This is a genomic window from Dankookia rubra (assembly GCF_004355005.1).
Lineage (GTDB): Bacteria > Pseudomonadota > Alphaproteobacteria > Acetobacterales > Acetobacteraceae > Paracraurococcus > Paracraurococcus ruber_A.
Genome location: NZ_SMSJ01000008.1, coordinates 1 through 15,499 on the forward strand (window position 1 = coordinate 1; position 15,499 = coordinate 15,499).

Annotated in this window: 14 protein-coding genes and 1 pseudogene; 8 read left to right on the top strand and 7 right to left on the bottom strand. The window is 73.8% G+C overall.

Annotated features, from left to right (window positions below):
- Together E2C06_RS08940 and cydD are read right to left on the bottom strand one after the other, a co-directional pair.
- Positions 1-570, bottom strand: a pseudogene (locus tag E2C06_RS08940) (thiol reductant ABC exporter subunit CydC); the annotation flags it as partial.
- A gap of 5 nt (positions 571-575) precedes the next feature.
- On the bottom strand, positions 576-2,249 hold the full coding sequence (gene cydD / locus E2C06_RS08945; protein ID WP_133288263.1) for a thiol reductant ABC exporter subunit CydD: 1,674 nt from the start codon (positions 2,247-2,249) through the stop codon (positions 576-578).
- A gap of 103 nt (positions 2,250-2,352) precedes the next feature.
- On the opposite strand from cydD, the gene E2C06_RS08950 reads away from it, so the two are divergent.
- The 3 genes from E2C06_RS08950 (at position 2,353) to E2C06_RS08960 (ending at position 5,213) form a co-directional block, all read left to right on the top strand.
- Complete coding sequence (locus E2C06_RS08950) at positions 2,353-3,243, top strand: polysaccharide deacetylase family protein (protein ID WP_133288264.1); 891 nt, start codon at positions 2,353-2,355, stop codon at positions 3,241-3,243.
- On the top strand, positions 3,240-3,662 hold the full coding sequence (locus tag E2C06_RS39230; RefSeq protein WP_206664487.1) for a lipocalin family protein: 423 nt from the start codon (positions 3,240-3,242) through the stop codon (positions 3,660-3,662). Before E2C06_RS08950 ends, E2C06_RS39230 begins: the two co-directional genes overlap by 4 nt.
- Positions 3,663-4,139: 477 nt before the next feature.
- Positions 4,140-5,213 (top strand): sensor histidine kinase, encoded by a 1,074-nt coding sequence (locus tag E2C06_RS08960; protein WP_133288265.1) that lies wholly within the window; start codon positions 4,140-4,142, stop codon positions 5,211-5,213.
- A gap of 138 nt (positions 5,214-5,351) precedes the next feature.
- Here E2C06_RS08960 and E2C06_RS08965 read toward each other — a convergent pair whose 3' ends face one another.
- The 4 genes from E2C06_RS08965 to E2C06_RS08980 all read right to left on the bottom strand — a co-directional run bounded on the left by E2C06_RS08965 (position 5,352) and on the right by E2C06_RS08980 (position 8,735).
- Positions 5,352-6,251: a hydroxymethylglutaryl-CoA lyase gene (locus tag E2C06_RS08965; protein WP_133288266.1), complete on the bottom strand. Its 900-nt coding sequence runs from the start codon at positions 6,249-6,251 to the stop codon at positions 5,352-5,354.
- Complete coding sequence (locus E2C06_RS08970) at positions 6,248-7,444, bottom strand: CaiB/BaiF CoA transferase family protein (RefSeq protein ID WP_133288267.1); 1,197 nt, start codon at positions 7,442-7,444, stop codon at positions 6,248-6,250. Before E2C06_RS08970 ends, E2C06_RS08965 begins: the two co-directional genes overlap by 4 nt.
- A 69-nt stretch (positions 7,445-7,513) precedes the next feature.
- The gene (locus tag E2C06_RS08975; protein WP_133288268.1) at positions 7,514-7,786 is read right to left on the bottom strand and encodes a hypothetical protein; all 273 of its coding nucleotides are present in this window, start codon (positions 7,784-7,786) and stop codon (positions 7,514-7,516) included.
- 535 nt (positions 7,787-8,321) lie between these two features.
- Positions 8,322-8,735: a hypothetical protein gene (locus tag E2C06_RS08980; RefSeq protein ID WP_133288269.1), complete on the bottom strand. Its 414-nt coding sequence runs from the start codon at positions 8,733-8,735 to the stop codon at positions 8,322-8,324.
- Between the two features lie 191 nt (positions 8,736-8,926).
- On the opposite strand from E2C06_RS08980, the gene E2C06_RS08985 reads away from it, so the two are divergent.
- Genes E2C06_RS08985 through E2C06_RS08995 form a run of 3 tightly spaced genes read left to right on the top strand, consistent with a single transcriptional unit; the run spans position 8,927 to position 12,113 of the window.
- Positions 8,927-9,133: a hypothetical protein gene (locus tag E2C06_RS08985; protein ID WP_133288270.1), complete on the top strand. Its 207-nt coding sequence runs from the start codon at positions 8,927-8,929 to the stop codon at positions 9,131-9,133.
- Positions 9,130-10,524, top strand: a complete 1,395-nt coding sequence (locus E2C06_RS08990; protein ID WP_133288271.1) for an amidase — start codon at positions 9,130-9,132, stop codon at positions 10,522-10,524. The genes E2C06_RS08985 and E2C06_RS08990 overlap by 4 nt, the downstream gene beginning before the upstream one ends.
- A 14-nt stretch (positions 10,525-10,538) precedes the next feature.
- On the top strand, positions 10,539-12,113 hold the full coding sequence (locus E2C06_RS08995) for an ABC transporter substrate-binding protein (RefSeq protein ID WP_133288272.1): 1,575 nt from the start codon (positions 10,539-10,541) through the stop codon (positions 12,111-12,113).
- Positions 12,114-12,197: 84 nt separating this feature from the next.
- On the opposite strand, the gene E2C06_RS09000 is transcribed toward E2C06_RS08995, so the two are convergent.
- Positions 12,198-13,430 carry an ABC transporter substrate-binding protein gene (locus tag E2C06_RS09000; protein ID WP_133288273.1) on the bottom strand — a complete coding sequence of 411 codons (1,233 nt, stop codon included), beginning with the start codon at positions 13,428-13,430 and terminating at the stop codon, positions 12,198-12,200.
- Positions 13,431-13,561: 131 nt separating this feature from the next.
- Between E2C06_RS09000 and E2C06_RS09005 the strand changes: the two genes are divergently transcribed.
- On the top strand, positions 13,562-14,563 hold the full coding sequence (locus E2C06_RS09005; protein ID WP_206664489.1) for an NAD(P)H-quinone oxidoreductase: 1,002 nt from the start codon (positions 13,562-13,564) through the stop codon (positions 14,561-14,563).
- A 1-nt stretch (position 14,564) separates the two neighbouring features.
- Complete coding sequence (locus E2C06_RS09010) at positions 14,565-15,461, top strand: DMT family transporter (RefSeq protein WP_241671189.1); 897 nt, start codon at positions 14,565-14,567, stop codon at positions 15,459-15,461.
- Positions 15,462-15,499 lie beyond the last annotated feature (38 nt).

Below are 15,499 nucleotides of genomic sequence, written 5' to 3' on the forward strand. Positions count from 1 at the left end.
CTGCGCCGCGGCGGCCTGCGCCGCCGCCCGCGCCGCGCCGGGGGCGAGCAGCAGCGGCAGCAGCAGGGCCAGGGCCAGCGGCAGCGCAACGATCGCCGCCAGCAGCGGGGCGCCGGCCAGCAGCGCCGCGCCCGCGAGCACCACGGCGAGCGCCGAGATCACCGGCACGAGCGCCCGCAGGTAGAGCCCGTCGAGCGAATCCACGTCCGAGACCAGCCGCCCCAGCAGGTCGCCCGAGCGCCCGAGGCCGATGCCGCCCGGCAGCCGGTCGGCCAGCCGGCGGAAGAACCAGATGCGCGTATCGGCCAGCGCGCGGAAGGTCGCGGCATGGGTGACCATGCGTTCCGACCAGCGCGCCGCCGGCCGCAGCGCAACCAGCGGCCGCAGCAGCAGGAAGGCGATCCCGCCGCCCAGCGCCGCGCCGTCCAGCGCGGAGGCGATCCCCTGTCCGGCCAGCGCCAGCAACGCCACGCCGAGCAGCGCCGAGCCGGCCGAGACGGCGATCCCGGCGGCCAGCCAGCCGGCCTGCGCCCGCCAAAGGCCGAGGGTGCGGCGGAGGTCGCGCAGCATCGCGCTCAGCCCTGCGCCGCGCGCGGCGTGCCCAGCGCGCGCCCGGCCTCGATCTCCAGCACCCGGCCGAGCCGCGCGCGCGCCCCGCTGTGGCTGGCGATGATCGCGGTGCGGCCGAGGCAGAGCCGCTGTAGGCTCTCGATCACCTGGGACTCGGTCCCGGGATCGAGATGCGCGGTGGGCTCGTCGAGCAGCACCAGCGGCGCGTCGCGCAGGAAGGCGCGGGCCAGCGCCACCCGCTGCGCCTGGCCGCCCGAGAGACCCCAGCCGCCTTCGCCCACCAGCGTGTCGAGGCCCTGCGGCAGGCCTTCGGCGAAGTCGAGCACATGCGCCGCTCGCGCCGCGGCCTCGACCTGCTCGGGCGTCGCCTCCGGCCGGGCGAAGCGGATGTTCTCGCGCAGCGTGGCGCGGAAGAGATGCGGGTGCTGCCCGACATAGGCGGAAAGCCGCCGCAGCTCTGCCGGCTGCAGGGCCATGGCGTCCTGGCCGTTGATCGAGACGCGGCCGGCATCCGGCCGGGCGAAGCCCATCAGGATCCGCAGCACCGAGGACTTCCCCGCGCCGGAAGGCCCCGCCAGCACCAGCGTCTCCCCCGCGCTCGCGCGGAAGGAGAGGCCGTCGAGCGCCGGCGGCCGGGCCGGGTCGTAGGAGAGGCGCAGGTCGGTGAAGGTGACCACGACGCGCGGCGGCATCTCCTCCAGCAGCAGGCCGGGCACCGGGCCTTCGGCCAGCAGCGGGGCGAGCGCGGCGGCGGCGCCGGCGGCCGAGAGCCGGTCCTGGTAGGCCGCGGCGAAGCCGCGCAGCGGGGCGAAGAAGGCCGGCACCAGCAGCAGGCTGAACAGCGCCGCCGTCGGGTCGGCCCCGCCGCCCAGCAGCGCCCGGTGCCGCCAGGCGAGGCAGGCCAGCACGCCGGCCGAGAGCAGCTCCAGCGCCGTGCCCGACAGGAAGGCGACGCGCAGCACCTTCATGGTGTGGCGGCGTAGTTCCGTGGCGGCCTCGCCCAGCGCCACCGCCTCGCCTTCCTGCCGGTTGAACAGCACGAGGGTCGGCAGGCCGCGCATGCGGTCGAGGAAGCGGCCGGAGAGCCGTCCCAGCGCCTCGAACTGCCGCCGGCTGGCCTGGGCGGCGCCGATGCCGGTCAGCGCCATGGCCACGGGGTAGAGCACCCCGGCGATCGCCAGCACCACGCCGCTGCCGACATCGGCCCAGGTCACCGCGGCGACGACCAGCGCCGGCCCGGCCATTGCCAGCGCGGCCGCCGGGATCCAGCGGGCGAAGTAGCCGTCCATCGCCTCGACCCGGTCCACCACCAGGGAGGCGCGGTCGCCGACGCCGGTCTGGTCGGCCGGCCCGGTCTCGAGCAGCCGGGCGAAGGCGGCGTCGCGCAGCCTGGCCCGCGCCGCCTCTCCCGCCGCGAGCTGGGCGCGTTCCTGCGCCAGCGCCAGCCCGGCGCCGAGCAGCGCGAGCGCGGCCGCCGCGGCGAGCTCCGGCCAGCCGGCACCGCCGTGCCCGAGCAGCGCGGCGAGCAGCCGCGCCACCAGCCAGGCGCCGGCGATCGCCACCACCAGGGCGCCGAGGCCGAGCAGGATCGGCAGCAGCACCTGCCGCCGGAGCGCACGGGATTCGCGGCGCAGCAGCGCCCGCGCGGCGCCGTCCCGCGTCGCCGAGGGAGAGTCCATTCCCCCTTGTAACCCTGCCCACGGCCGGACGTCACGCCGCCCCGCTTGCCGGCGGCTGAAACCGCGTTCACATGCGGACGGAAGGTTCCGGAGATGCCCGCCGATGCTGCCGCACCATGGCCGCTACGCCTACCACCCCTGGCGCGGACGCCCGCGCTACGCCTGGCCGGGCGGGGCGAAGCTGGCGGTCTATCTCGGCGTGAACCTCGAGCACTTCGCCTTCGGCGAGGGGCTCGGCGCCGAGCTTGCGCCGGGCGGGCCGCAGCCGGATGTCCTCAACCACGCCTGGCGGGACTACGGCAACCGCGTCGGCGGCTGGCGGCTGCTGGAACTGCTGGACCAGCTCGACCTGCCCGCCACCGTGCTGCTGAACAGCGCGATGTACGACCATGCGCCGCAGCTGGTCGCGGCCCACCGCGCCCGCGGCGACGAGATCGCCGGCCACGGCCGGACCAATTCCGAACGCCAGAGCGTCCTGCCCGAGGCCGAGGAGCGCCGGCTGATTGCCGAGAGCACGGCGGCGATCGAGCGGCACGAGGGCCGCTCGCCGCGCGGCTGGCTCTCGCCCTGGATCGCCGAGAGCCGGGCGACGCCGGAGCTGCTGGCCGCGGCCGGCTACGCCTATACGCTCAACTGGTGCATGGACGACCAGCCCGTCTGGATGGCGACGGAGGCGGGGAGGCTGCTGGCGATCCCCTATCCGCAGGAGGTCAACGACATCCCCGCCATCGCCGTCCGCCGCGACGGCGCCGGGCAGTTCGCCGCCATGGTGCTGGCCGATTTCGAGGAGCGGCTGGACCAGGTCGCCCGCGACGGCATCCCCCAGGTGATGGGGATCGCCCTGCACCCCTACATCATCGGCCAGCCCTACCGGCTGCGCGCGCTGCGCGGCGCCCTGGCGGCGATCGCGGCGCGGCGGGGCGAGGCCTGGATCACCACCGCGGGCGCGGTCCTCGACCATGTCGCCGCGCTGCCGGAGGGAATGGTGCCATGATCAGGTGCGGGCTGGTGCTCGGCACGCTGCTGCTCGGGGCCTGCGTCGGGGCGCCGGATGCCTCGACTCCGCAGCCGGTCGCCGCAGTCGAGGTGCCGCGCTACCTCGGCGCCTGGCACGAGGTGGCACGGCTGCCGATGTGGGCGCAGGATTCCTCCAGCGTCTCCTGCGAGGACACGGTGGCGACCTATGCCGCGCGTCCCGACGGGCGGATCGGCGTGCTGAACCGCTGCCTCAACGCGCTCGACAACGACAAGCCGCGCGAGGCGGCGGGCCAGGCCTATGCGGTCGCGGGCAGCAACAATGCCCGGCTGCGGGTCAGCTTCTTCTGGCCCTTCTTCGGCGACTACTGGGTCATCGGGCTCGATCCCGACTACCGCTGGGCGGTGGTGGGGGAGCCCTCGCGGCGCTGGCTCTGAGTGCTGTCGCGCGAGCCGCGGCTGCCGCAGGCGGAATTCAACAAGGCGCTCGGCATCGCGCGGGCGCAGGGCTACGACCTGGCGCCGCTGAAGGTGGCGCGCGGGCAGCGGGGCTGAGGCGACTTGAAGCGGCTCAATCCGCTTTAGGCCGTCGGCGACCCGGGCCGGCTCTTGCAGAGCATTTCCAAAGGGTTGGGCGGCGACGAGCCGAGGCGGCTTAGGATTTCAGGAAATAATGCGGGAATCGGCCGCATGCCGCCCGGCGGTTTCGGACAAAGCTCCGGCGACCGGCGGGGCGGTGCTGGGTGACGGATGCGGCTGTGAAAGAACAAGGAAAAATATCCTACAGAACTCAAGTCGTCGCGGCCAGCCTTTTCGCAACCGGCCCTGCTGCCCCGCCACCACACATCCGCGCCATCTGCGTTCCTCGCACGGCATCCGGCGCAGCCAAGCGCCAGCGCGACATGTTCGGCTTGCATGGACACCAGAAACATCATCGACGGCGCCATCCACGCCACCCGGCGCTGGCCGGTGGTCCTGCGCTACGCCGCAACCTGCGCCCTGGTGGCCGCCGTGCTGGCCCTGCGCCAGATGGCCGATCCCATCCTCGGCGAGCATGAGCGCTTCCTGCTTTTCCTCGCCGCCATACTGCTGGCGGCGACGCTGTTCGACCGCGGCTCCGGCATCCTGGCGACCATCCTCTCGGCCCTGGCGGTCAGCTATGCCTACATGCCGCCGCGCTACAGCCTGGTGATCAGCGACCGCGCCCAGCTCGCCGCGCTGCTGATCTTCGTCGTCATCGGCGTCCTGCTGGCCAGCATCGTCGAGGCCATGCACCGGGCGATCGAGGCGCTGCAGGTCGCGCAGGCCAACCTGCAGGAGGTGCAGCGGGCCCGCGCCCTGCTGCTCGAGGAATTCCGCCACAGGACCCGCAACGACCTCGGCTCCCTGGTCGGGATCCTGCTGCTGCGGGCCCGGGCGGCGACCTCCGAGGCCGCGCGCGACGGGCTGCGGGAGGCCGCGGACCACGCCCTGGCACTGGCCCGGGTGCATACCCGCCTCGCCAAGGGCAGCGTCGCGGCCGAGGACGCGACCACGGTGGATACGCGGGAGTTCGTCATCGGCCTCTGCGACGACCTTGAGAAGGCCTTCGCCGGGGACGGGCTGCGGCCGGTCGCGCTGCATGCCGAGGCCGAGGCGCACCGGCTCACGACCGAGCGCTCGGTGCAGCTCGGCCTGGTGCTGAACGAGGCGATCACCAACGCCTTCAAGTATGCCTTCCCCGAGGGCCGCGGCGGCCAGGTGCAGGTCCGCTTCCGGCGGGAGGGCGGGCACTTCCTGCTGACGGTGGCCGATGACGGGCCGGGCATGTTGCCGGAGGGCGAGCTGGGCGAGGCGCCGCCGGCGCAGGGCTCCGGGCTCGGCACCCGGCTGCTGCGGGCGCTGGCGGCGCAGCTGCGCGGCTCCTTCGCCCGGCGGGCGGGGGAGGATGGGGTGGGCACGGTGGTGGAGCTGCGCTTCCCGGCGGATACGCTGGCGCGGGGCGGCTAAGGCAGGGGAGAAGGTATTCTCCCCGGACCCCTCATCTGCTTTTCCGCGCCTGGCACCCTCCGCGCGGCGGCGGCCGATCCAGAAAAGGAAAGGGCAGGGGTCGGGGAGGGAATGCCTTTTTCCCTCCCCGACCTTGCCTCAGGCCGCCAGCCGTCCCGCCGGCACCCGCCGCATCGCCCCGCCCGGCGTCGCGCCCGGCACCGCGGCGGCCATGTCGGCCGCGACCAGCAGCTTCTGCCAATCGACCCCGGTCTCGACACCCATGCGGCGGAACAGCCAGACCACGTCCTCCATCGCCACGTTGCCGGTGGCGCCCGGCGCGAAGGGGCAGCCGCCGATGCCGCCCGAGGCCGCGTCGAAGATCCGGCAGCCGGCCTCCCAGGCCGCCGCCACGTTGGCCAGGCCCATGCCGTAGGTGTCGTGGCCATGGAAGGCGAAGCGCAGCCCCCAGGCCTTGTGCGCCTGCTCGAAGACGCGCCGCACCTGGTCGGGGCTGGCATTGCCCGTCGTGTCGGCCAGCGCGATCTCCATCGCCGGGTCGAGCGCCACGACGCGCTCGATGAAGTCGAGCGCGTCGCGTTCCGGCACCACGCCCTCGAAGGGGCAGTGGAAGGTGCAGGACAGGTTGAAGCGGATCCGCGTGCCCTTCGGCGCTTCCCGCACGATGGCGGCGAGGTCGGCGAAGCTCTCCTCCCGCGTGCGGTTGAGGTTGGCCTTGTTGTGCGCCTCGGTCACCGACATGAAGAGGCCGAGCCGGTCGGCGCCGGCATTCATCGCGGCCTCGAAGCCCTTCCGGTTCGGCACGAGCACCGTGCATTCGAGCCCGGCCAGCTGCTTGGCGACCTTCAGCACCTCGCCCGTATCGGCCATCTGCGGCACCGCGCGGGGCGAGACGAAGCTGCCCACCTCCATCCGCCGCAGCCCGGCCTCGTAGGTCGCGCGCACCAGCGCGATCTTGGTCTCGGTCGGCACGAAGGCGCCGATGGATTGCAGGCCGTCGCGCGGCGCGACCTCGGAAAGCTCGACCGTCTCGGTCATGGCGCGTCCTCCTTCGGGAATACCTGGTCGTTGTGGGCGCCGGCGGCAGGGCCCGTCCAGCGCACCATGTCGCGCGGGGCCACGCCGTCGAAGCGGAAGGGCGCGGCCGGGTGCAGCACCGTCCCGAGCAGGGGGTCCTCCACCTGCATCACCAGGTCCCGGGCGCGGAAATGCGGGTCCTCGGCGCAGTCGCGCATGTCATAGAGGCGCGAGCACGGCACCTCGGCGGCCTCAAGGATCGCCTCGGCCTCGGCGCCGGTCTGCGTCCGGGTCCAGGCGGCGATGGCCGCGTCCAACTCGGCGACGTTCTCGCAGCGCAGCGCATTGCTGGCGAAGCGCGGGTCCGTGGCGAATTCGGGGCGGCCGATCGCCGCCATCATCCGGCGGAAGATCAGGTCCGAGTTGCCGGCGATGCAGAGCCACTTGCCGTCGGCGCAGGGATAGGTGTTGGTCGGCGCCGCGGTCTTGATGGCGGCGCCCTGCGGCTGCCGCACCCAGCCGAACAGCCCGTATTCCGGCAGCATGCCCTCCATCAGGCTGAACACGCTGCTGACCAGGTCGACGTCGATGATGCGGCCGCGGGCGGCGGGGTCGCCCTTCACCTGCCAGCAGGCGGCGACCAGCCCCATCGCGGCATACATGCCGGCGAGGTCGTCGCTGATCGAGACGCCGCAACGCGGCGGCGGGTGCTCGGACTGGCCGGGATTGGCGGTGAGGTGGCGGAGGCCGCCCATCGCCTCGCCGATCGCGCCGAAGGCGGGCTTGTCGCGATAGGGCCCGTCCTGGCCGTAGCCGCTGATCCGGGCGATGACGAGCCGCGGGTTGACGGCGTGCAGCTCGGCCGGGCCGAGGCCGTAGCGCTCGAGCTGGCCGGGGCGGAAATTCTCGACCAGCGCATCGGCGGTGCCGACCAGTCGCTTCAGCTTCGCCTTGTCGGCGGCATCCTTGAGGTTCAGCGTGACCGAGAGCTTGTTGCGGCCGTGCACGCTGAACCAGACGGCGTTGCCGTCGACCGCCGAGCCCCAGCCGCGCACCGGGTCGCCCTCGGGCGGCTCGACCTTGATGACCTCGGCGCCGAGATCGGCCAGCAGGCGGGTGGCGAAGGGCGCGGCGATGTAGTGGCCGAGCTCGACGACCCGGAGGCCGGTCAGGGGGAGGCGCGGCGGTTCCGCGGCGGGGTTCTTCTCGGACATGGCCGGAAGACATAGGCCAGAACCGCCCGGGCCGGAACCGGGCGCGGGGGCGGCCCGCGCCCGAGCGCCTCAGCGGAAGGGCATCGCCGGCTGCGGCATGGCGCGGCCCTTGGCCGCGTCGCCCTGGCTCATGCGGTTCAGGTTGCCGGTGCTGTCCACCGCCGGGGTCGGCGAATCGGTGCCGGCCTGGGCGCGCGACAGGCTCTGGGCGTTCAGCTGGTCCGCCATGTTGTCCTGCGGGTTGGCCGAGCGGCGGGACTTCTGGCTGGCCGCCTCGGCCGTGCCGGCGGCCAGGGTGAAGGTCAGGGCCATGGCGGCGATGGCGATGCCGGAGATGCGCATGTTCGTTGCTCCCTATTCCGTGCAGTGGGTGCAGGCACCAAGCGAGAGCCTGGACGGCACGAGCATGGCCCGAAACCGGGCCGCAGGACCGCACCTCACGTCGATTTGGGCCGGATTGGCGACGATTCGCAGGCGGGCCAGGTCCGGTCGGGCGATCGGGTCGCGGCCGGGGACTTCGGCACTTGGGGCAAAGGGATACTCCCCCTTGCCGCGCTGCTGGCCGCAAGTTTCATGTTTCAGCGGATCTTGCGGCATATGGTTGATGGCCGAACGTCGATGCGCCGGATGGTGCGCGCTTCGGCTGGCCGGCCGCTGGTCTCGGCGGATATGGGCAGCGACGGCAAGATCCTGGCGAGCGCCGCCTCGAAGACCGGCTCCCGGACCCTGCGGCGGCGAAAGGGCCGCGGCCGGTTCTCCCGGTGACGGCCGGGGACCCGCTCCGCGGCAAGGGCGGCAGGCCGGCGGGGGCCGCCGCGATGCGTCGCGGCGGCCCCCCTGGTATGGCCTCGGGCGGGTTGAGCGGCCGGTGCCGGCCTCAGCGCATCCCGCGGCCGGTGCCGACCGGTCCGCTGCTGCCCGTGCCGCCGCCGCCGCTCATGCCCGGCGCGCCCATCGAGGAGCCGCCCATGGAGGATCCCCCCATCGACGAGCCCATCGAGGATCCGGACATCCCGCCGCTGCCATAGCCGGAGCCGCCCATGCCGCTGTCGCCCGACATGCCCGAGCCGCTGCCCATCATGCTGCCGGTGGAGGAACCGCTCATGGCGTCCTGCCCGGCCTGGGCCCGCGCCAAGCTGCGGCTGTTCAGGTCGTCGGCCATGTTGTCGCTGGCCGTCGCGCCGCGCGCCGAGGCGCCGCGATGATGCCGCTCGGACGCCGCGTCCGCCGGCAGGCTGGCGAGACCGAGCGCGAGCGCGGCTGCCGCCGCGATGAAACCGGAATACCGCATCTGTGCATTTCCCTGTGTTGTGGTGGGGTGGGGCGGGGCCGCCCGGGCCGCAGCGTGCTGCGCGGGACAGGCGGGCCGTGACGGCCCCGCCCGGCCGGAGGAGCAACCGCCCAGCGCGCGCAGGGTTTCCCGCCCGCTCCGCCTGCGGCAGCATCCTCCGCGTAGCGTCACACCAGGAGGAGCCCGGGACCATGCCCGAGCCGAGCACCATGAATGCCGCGCTGGCCGCGGCCGCCGGCGCGCAGCGCGCCTGGGCGGACCACCGCGCCGATGTCGAGCAGGCGATCGCCGCCGCCGCCCGGCTCCGCACCGGCTTCACCCGCCCGGCCGACCCGGCCGCCGAGCCGCTGCCGGCGCACCGTCCCCCCCAGGCTCCCGCAGGGGAGCCGAAGGCATGACCGCACCGCACCTCCTGCCGCTGGCCGAGGCCGCGGCGCTGATCGCCGCCCGCCGCCTTTCGCCGGTCGAGCTGCTGACCGATTGCCTGGCGCGGATCGAGACGCTCGAGCCCCGCCTGAACACGGTGATCCGCCTGGTCGCCGAGGAGGCCATGGCCGCCGCCCGCGCCGCCGAGGCCGAGATCGCCAGCAGCGGCCCGCGCACGCCGCTGCACGGCATCCCCGTCGGCCTCAAGGACATCATCGACCTTGAGGGGCATCCCACCACCTGCCATTCGAAGCTGCAGCTCGACCGCGTGGCGGCGGCCGATGCCGCCGTGGCGGCGCGGCTGCGCGAGGCCGGGGCGGTCTTCCCGGCCAAGCTCGCCACGCATGAATTCGCCATCGGCGGCCCGGCCTTCGACCTGCCCTTCCCGCCGGCGCGCAATCCCTGGAACACCGCGCACCACCCGGGTGGCTCCTCCTCCGGCTCCGGCGCCGCGGTCGCGGCGCGGATGCTGCCGGCAGCGCTCGGGACGGATACCGGCGGGTCGGTGCGGCACCCCGCCTCGCATTGCGGGCTGGTCGGGCTGAAGCCGACCTATGGGCTGGTCTCGCGCCGCGGGGTCTTCCCGCTCTCCTTCACCCTGGATCACGTGGGCCCGATGACCCGCACGGTGCGCGACAACGCGATCCTGCTGAACGCCATGGCCGGGCACGACCCGGGCGACCCCGGCAGCGCCGACCGCGCGCCCGAGGACTACGCCCGCGCGCTGCACCGCGGCGTCCGCGGCTTGCGCATCGGCTTCGTCCGCCACTTCCACGAACGCGACGTGCCCGCCTCGCCCGAGGTCACCGCGGCGCTGGACGCCGCCGCCGCGCTGCTGGCGGCCGAGGGCGCGGCGATCGTCGACGTCACGCTGCCGCCGCTCGGCGAATTCGCCGCCGTCAACCGCGCCATCATGCTGCCGGAGGCGACCGCCATCCACGAGCCCTGGCTGCGCGACCGCCCCGGCGACTATGCCGCCGTCACCCGCCGCCGGCTGCTGCCGGGCCTCTTCATCAGCGGCACCGACTATGTCCAGGCGCAACGCCGCCGCCGGCAGTTGACGGATGCGGTGCAGGCCGCCTTCGCCGAGGTGGACCTGCTGCTCTGCGCCAGCTCGATGGACCCGGCCAGCCTGATCGACGACGAGCCGGAGGTGGAGCGGACCTATCCGCGCCAGGCCCGCACGCCCTTCAACGTCACTGGCCATCCCGCGATTTCGGTGATGTGCGGGCTCAGCCCCGCGGCCGGCCTGCCGCTCGGCATGCAGATCGTCGGGCCGAGCTTCTCCGAGGCGCTGATCTTCCAGGCCGCCGCCGCCTATGAACGTGCCGCGCCCTGGCGCGAGATGATGCCGCAGCTCTGACCGGAACCCGATCCATGCACCGCCGCCTCCTGCTCGCCTGCCTTGCCACCGGCATCGCCCTGCCCGCCGCCGCCCAGCAGCCGGGGGTGCTGAACATCGGCATCGGCGGCGCCGTCACCTCGGTCGACCCGCATTTCTACAACGCCTCGCCCAACAACAGCCTGGCGATGCACATCTTCGACCGGCTGGTCGAGCGCGACGCCGCGGCGCAGCCCTATCCGGGCCTGGCGGAAAGCTGGCGCACCGTCTCCGACACCGTCTGGGAGTTCAGGCTTCGGTCGGGCGTCAAGTGGCATGACGGCCGCGACTTCACCGCCGAGGACGTCGCCTTCACCATCCAGCGCACGCCGAACGTGCCGGGCAGCCCGGGCGGATTCGGCGGCTTCGTGCGGGCGATCGAGCGGGTCGAGGTGGTCGACCCGCTGACCATCCGCTTCCACACCGCGAAGCCGCATCCGCTGCTGCCGACCGAGCTCGCCTCCGTCGCCGTCATCTCGAAGCATGCCGGGGAGGGCGCCTCGACCGAGGACTACAATTCGGGCAAGGCCGCGATCGGCACCGGGCCCTATCGCCTGACGGCCTACCGCCCCGGGGACCGCAGCGAGCTGGCGCGGAACGAGGCCTATTTCCGCGGCCCCGAGCCCTGGGCGCGGGTGAACTACCGCTTCATCGGCAACGACGGCGCCCGCACCGCGGCGCTGCTGGCCGGCGACGTGGACCTGATCGACCAGGTCCCCTCGACCGACCTCAACCGGCTGAAGCGGGACCCGAAGCTGACGGTGTCCGAGGTGCAGGGCCTCCGGCTGATCTACCTGGCCACCGACCATTCGCGGCAGAAGGACGTGCCCTTCACCAGCGACAACGACGGCAAGCCTTTGGCGGCCAACCCGTTCAACGACGTCCGGGTGCGCCGCGCCCTGTCGATGTCGATCAACCGCGCCGCGCTGGCCGAGCGGGTGATGGAGGGCACCGCCCAGCCCACCGGCCAATGGCTGCCCCCCGGCACCTTCGGCTACAACCCCGAGGTCAAGCCGCCCGCCTTCGACCCGGACGGCGCGAAGCGGCTGCTGGCCGAGGCCGGCTACCCCCAGGGCTTCCGCATGACCCTGCACAGCCCGAACGACCGCTATCCCAACGACAGCAAGGCGGCGCAGGCGGCGGCGCAGATGTTCAGCCGCATCGGCATCCGCACCGAGGTCGAGGCGGTGCCCTGGGCCAGCTTCTCCCAACGTTCCAACCGGCAGGACTACGCGATCCGCCTCGCGGGCTGGGGCAGCGTGACGGGGGAGGCGAGCTATGCGCTGGTCAACATCCTCGGCACCTTCGACCGGGAGAAGCGCACCGGCGCCAGCAATGCCGGGCGCTACTCGAACCCCGAGCTCGACGCGCTGACCGCCCGCGCCGCCGCGACCATTGACGACAAGGCGCGCGAGGCGCTGCTGCAGCAGGCGGTGGGGATGGCGATGGACGACGTCGCCATCATCCCGCTGTTCCAGCTGGTCAACAGCTGGGCGCTGCGGAAAGGCCTGACCTACGGCGCGCGGATGGACGAGCGCACCACGGCGATGGCGACGCGGGCGGCGAGGTAGCGGCAGGCCGGGGCAGGAGGAGGCAGTCTTCCCGGACCGGCGGCATGGCGGGCAGCGGATGCCGCCGCGCCGGTCGCGCCTGCCTTACCCCACCACCCCCATCCGCGCCCGCAGCGGCGCCACCGCCGCATCGCCCGGCGCGACCGCCACCTGCCTGCCGCCCTGCCATTGCAGCAGCAGCAGCCGGGCCCGCTGGTTCTGGCCCTTGTCGTCGAAGCGGATGCCCCAGCCATTCGCCGTGGTCCCCTCCGCCACGTCGGTCGCCGCGAGCGCCGCGCGGATGCGCTCGCGGTCCGGCTGCGCCGCGCGCTGGATGGCATCGAAGGCGGCGCGCGCGCCGACCGCGTTGGACAGGCTGTGGCCGGAGCGCGGGTCGCTGCCGTAGCGCTTGCGATAGGCCTCGACGAAGGGCTTCACGCCGGGGGCCAGGCGGTCGTTGACCTCGAATTGCGGCACGTCGACGTTCAGCGTGCCTTCGAAGTCCGGGCCGATCGCATGCGCGGTGTCGCCCAGGCTGTAGCCGGCGCCCGCGCCGACCACCATGCGCGGCAGCCAGCCGGCCTCCCGCATCCCGCGGTAGAGCAGCAGGATGTCGTTCTGGTAGCCGGTCTGCAGCAGCACCTCGGCGCCGATCCCGCGCATCCGCTGGATCACCGGCGCCCATTCGGTCCCGCGCGCGGGGTAGCCGAGCTTCTCCGCCAGCGTCAGCCCGCGCGCCTTCAGCTGCGCCTCCTGCGCCGCGGCGACCGACTGGCCATAAAGGCTGTCCTCGTGCAGCACGGCGATCCGCAGCGTCTCGGCCGGCCGGCCCCAGGCCGGGGCGAGCAGGTCGGCGACCGCATCGACGCCCAGCCGGGCGACCTCGGTGGCGCGGGGACAGGTGCGGAACAGGAAGCGGAAGCCGCGTTCGGTGATCGGGTCGGCGACGGCGCCGAGCTCGACATAGGGCACGCCCTGCAGTTCGGCGGCCTGGGTCGCGGCGAAGGAGAGCGGCGAGGCGCAGGTGCCGAAGACCGCCAGCGCCCGTTCCGGCCCGATCAGCCGCTTCACCTCGGCCTGGGCCTGGGCGGCATCGGCCGCATCGCCGCGCACCAGGCGGATCGGCTTGCCGAGCAGCCCGCCGACGGCGTTGCGCTCCTCGGCCGCCAGCTCCAGGCCGCGGAAATGCTCGTCCCCCAGCAGCGCGAGCGGGCCGGTGAAGGGGAACAGGGCGCCGATGCGGGTGGTCTCGCCGGCCGGCTGCGCGGCGGCCCGGCCGGCCATCGCCGCCATGGCGGCGAGGCCGCCGAGCAACGGGCGGCGGGCGGTCTTGGCCATGCCGATGCCTTCGGGGCGGGGTGGAAGCGCTGAATACTCCCCGCGCTGCGGCTTGCGCGCAACCCCGCCCCCTGCTTGACGGGCCAGCCCGCCGCGGGGAACCTCCGCGGCCGCCCAGAACGAGGAACGCCATGCTGCCCCAGACCATGACCTATATCGACCACGGCACGGGCGGCGCGCCGGAGGTGCTGGTGCCGAGGACCGGGCCGCTGCCGCAGCCGAAGGCGGACGAGGTGCTGATCCGCGTCTTGGCGACGGGCGTGAACCGGCCGGACGTGGCGCAGCGCAAGGGCGAGTACCCGCCACCTCCGGGCGCGAGCCCGCTGATCGGGCTCGAGACCGCCGGGGAGGTGGTGGCGGCCGGGCCCGAGGCCGGCCCCTGGAAGCCCGGCGACAAGGTCTGCGCCCTGACCAATGGCGGCGCCTATGCCGAGTACTGCACCGCCCCCGCGGCGCAGTGCCTGCCCTGGCCGAAGGGCTATGACGCTGTGCAGGCGGCGGCGCTGCCGGAGACCTTCTTCACCGTCTGGGCCAACCTCTTCGGCCATGGCCGGCTGCAGGCCGGCGAGACGGTGCTGATCCATGGCGGCACCAGCGGCATCGGCGTCACCGCCATCCAGCTCGCCAAGGCCTTCGGCGCCCGCGTCATCGCCACCGCCGGCAGCGCCGACAAATGCGCGGCGATGCAGAAGCTCGGCGCCGATGTGGCGGTGAACTACCGGGAGCAGGATTTCGTCGAGGCGGTGAAGGCGGCGACCGGCGGCAAGCTGGCCGACGTCGTGCTCGACATGGTGGGCGCCCAGTACTTCAACCGGAACCTGAAGTGCCTGGCGATGGACGGCCGGCTGGTGATCATCGCCTTCCTCGGCGGGTTCGAGGTGGAGAAGGCCGACCTGCGCCCGGTGATGACCCGCCGCCTGACGGTGACCGGCAGCACCATGCGGCCCCGCACCACCGCGCAGAAGGGCGCGCTGGCGCAGGCGCTGCGCGAGAAGGCCTGGCCGCTGCTGGAGGCCGGCAAGGTGGCGCCGCCGATCTGGAAGGTGTTCCCGTTCAGGGAAGCCGCCGCGGCGCATGCGCTCATGGAGAGCAGCACGCATATCGGCAAGATCATGCTGAAGGTGGCCGACTAGCTTGGGCGCCACCACCGCCGCGGCCGCCCCGCGTGGCGGCCTGGCGGCGGGGCTGCCCTACCTGGCGGTCTCCGTCTGCCTCTTCGGCGGGGTCTGGCCGGTGACCAAGGCGGGGCTGGCGCATGCCACGCCGCTCTGGTTCGCCTTCAACCGGGCGGCCATGGCGGCGGTCGCCGCGGCGCTGCTGCTGGCCCTGCTCGGCCGGCTGCGCTGGCCGGACCGGCGCGACCTGCCCTGCATCCTCGGGATCGGCCTGCTGCAGCTCGGCGGCTTCTTCGCCCTGGCGCACCTGGCGCTGGAATTCGTGCCCGCTGGGCGGACCGCGATCCTCGCCAACGTGACGATCTTCTGGCTTATCCCGCTCTCGGTCTGGGTAATGGGGGAGCGCGTGTCCCGCCTGCAGTGGTGGGCGGTGGCGGTCGGCCTTGCCGGCGTGGTCGCGCTGATGCGGCCCTGGGACCTCCGCGGCCAGGGGCCGGGGGTGCTGCCGGGCTATGCCATGCTGCTGGGGGCCAGCCTGTTCTGGAGCCTGGCGATCCTGGTGACCCGCCGCTTCCCGCCGGGGCGGCCGGTGCTGGACCTGCTGCCCTGGTGCTTCGCGCTCGGGTCGCTGCTGCTGCTGCCGCTGGCGCTGTGGCATGAACCGGCGGGCGGCATCGGCCGCGAGTCATGGCCGCATGCCGCCTTCATCGGCGCCGTCGCCGCCCCCGTCGGCACCTGGGCGACGATCGAGGCCGGGCGGAAGCTCCCGGGCATCATCGCCTCGGTCGGTTTCCTGATGGTGCCGGCGCTCGGCGTCGCCATCTCGACCCTCTGGCTCGGCGAGGCGCTGGGCTGGGACGTGCTGGCGGGCGGGCTGCTGATCGGGGCGAGTGTCGTGCTGGCAGCGCGCGGGTAGGTGTCGCGCCGGCGGCGCGCGGGTAGGTGTCGCGCCGG

What these genes read in the sequence shown, in the direction of transcription:
- cydD (WP_133288263.1), bottom strand. Translation starts at nt 2,249, where the DNA reads ATGGACTCTCCCTCGGCGACGCGGGACGGCGCCGCGCGGGCGCTGCTG.
- E2C06_RS08950 (WP_133288264.1), top strand. Translation starts at nt 2,353, where the DNA reads ATGCTGCCGCACCATGGCCGCTACGCCTACCACCCCTGGCGCGGACGC.
- E2C06_RS39230 (WP_206664487.1), top strand. Translation starts at nt 3,240, where the DNA reads ATGATCAGGTGCGGGCTGGTGCTCGGCACGCTGCTGCTCGGGGCCTGC.
- E2C06_RS08960 (WP_133288265.1), top strand. Translation starts at nt 4,140, where the DNA reads ATGGACACCAGAAACATCATCGACGGCGCCATCCACGCCACCCGGCGC.
- E2C06_RS08965 (WP_133288266.1), bottom strand. Translation starts at nt 6,251, where the DNA reads ATGACCGAGACGGTCGAGCTTTCCGAGGTCGCGCCGCGCGACGGCCTG.
- E2C06_RS08970 (WP_133288267.1), bottom strand. Translation starts at nt 7,444, where the DNA reads ATGTCCGAGAAGAACCCCGCCGCGGAACCGCCGCGCCTCCCCCTGACC.
- E2C06_RS08975 (WP_133288268.1), bottom strand. Translation starts at nt 7,786, where the DNA reads ATGCGCATCTCCGGCATCGCCATCGCCGCCATGGCCCTGACCTTCACC.
- E2C06_RS08980 (WP_133288269.1), bottom strand. Translation starts at nt 8,735, where the DNA reads ATGCGGTATTCCGGTTTCATCGCGGCGGCAGCCGCGCTCGCGCTCGGT.
- E2C06_RS08985 (WP_133288270.1), top strand. Translation starts at nt 8,927, where the DNA reads ATGCCCGAGCCGAGCACCATGAATGCCGCGCTGGCCGCGGCCGCCGGC.
- E2C06_RS08990 (WP_133288271.1), top strand. Translation starts at nt 9,130, where the DNA reads ATGACCGCACCGCACCTCCTGCCGCTGGCCGAGGCCGCGGCGCTGATC.
- E2C06_RS08995 (WP_133288272.1), top strand. Translation starts at nt 10,539, where the DNA reads ATGCACCGCCGCCTCCTGCTCGCCTGCCTTGCCACCGGCATCGCCCTG.
- E2C06_RS09000 (WP_133288273.1), bottom strand. Translation starts at nt 13,430, where the DNA reads ATGGCCAAGACCGCCCGCCGCCCGTTGCTCGGCGGCCTCGCCGCCATG.
- E2C06_RS09005 (WP_206664489.1), top strand. Translation starts at nt 13,562, where the DNA reads ATGCTGCCCCAGACCATGACCTATATCGACCACGGCACGGGCGGCGCG.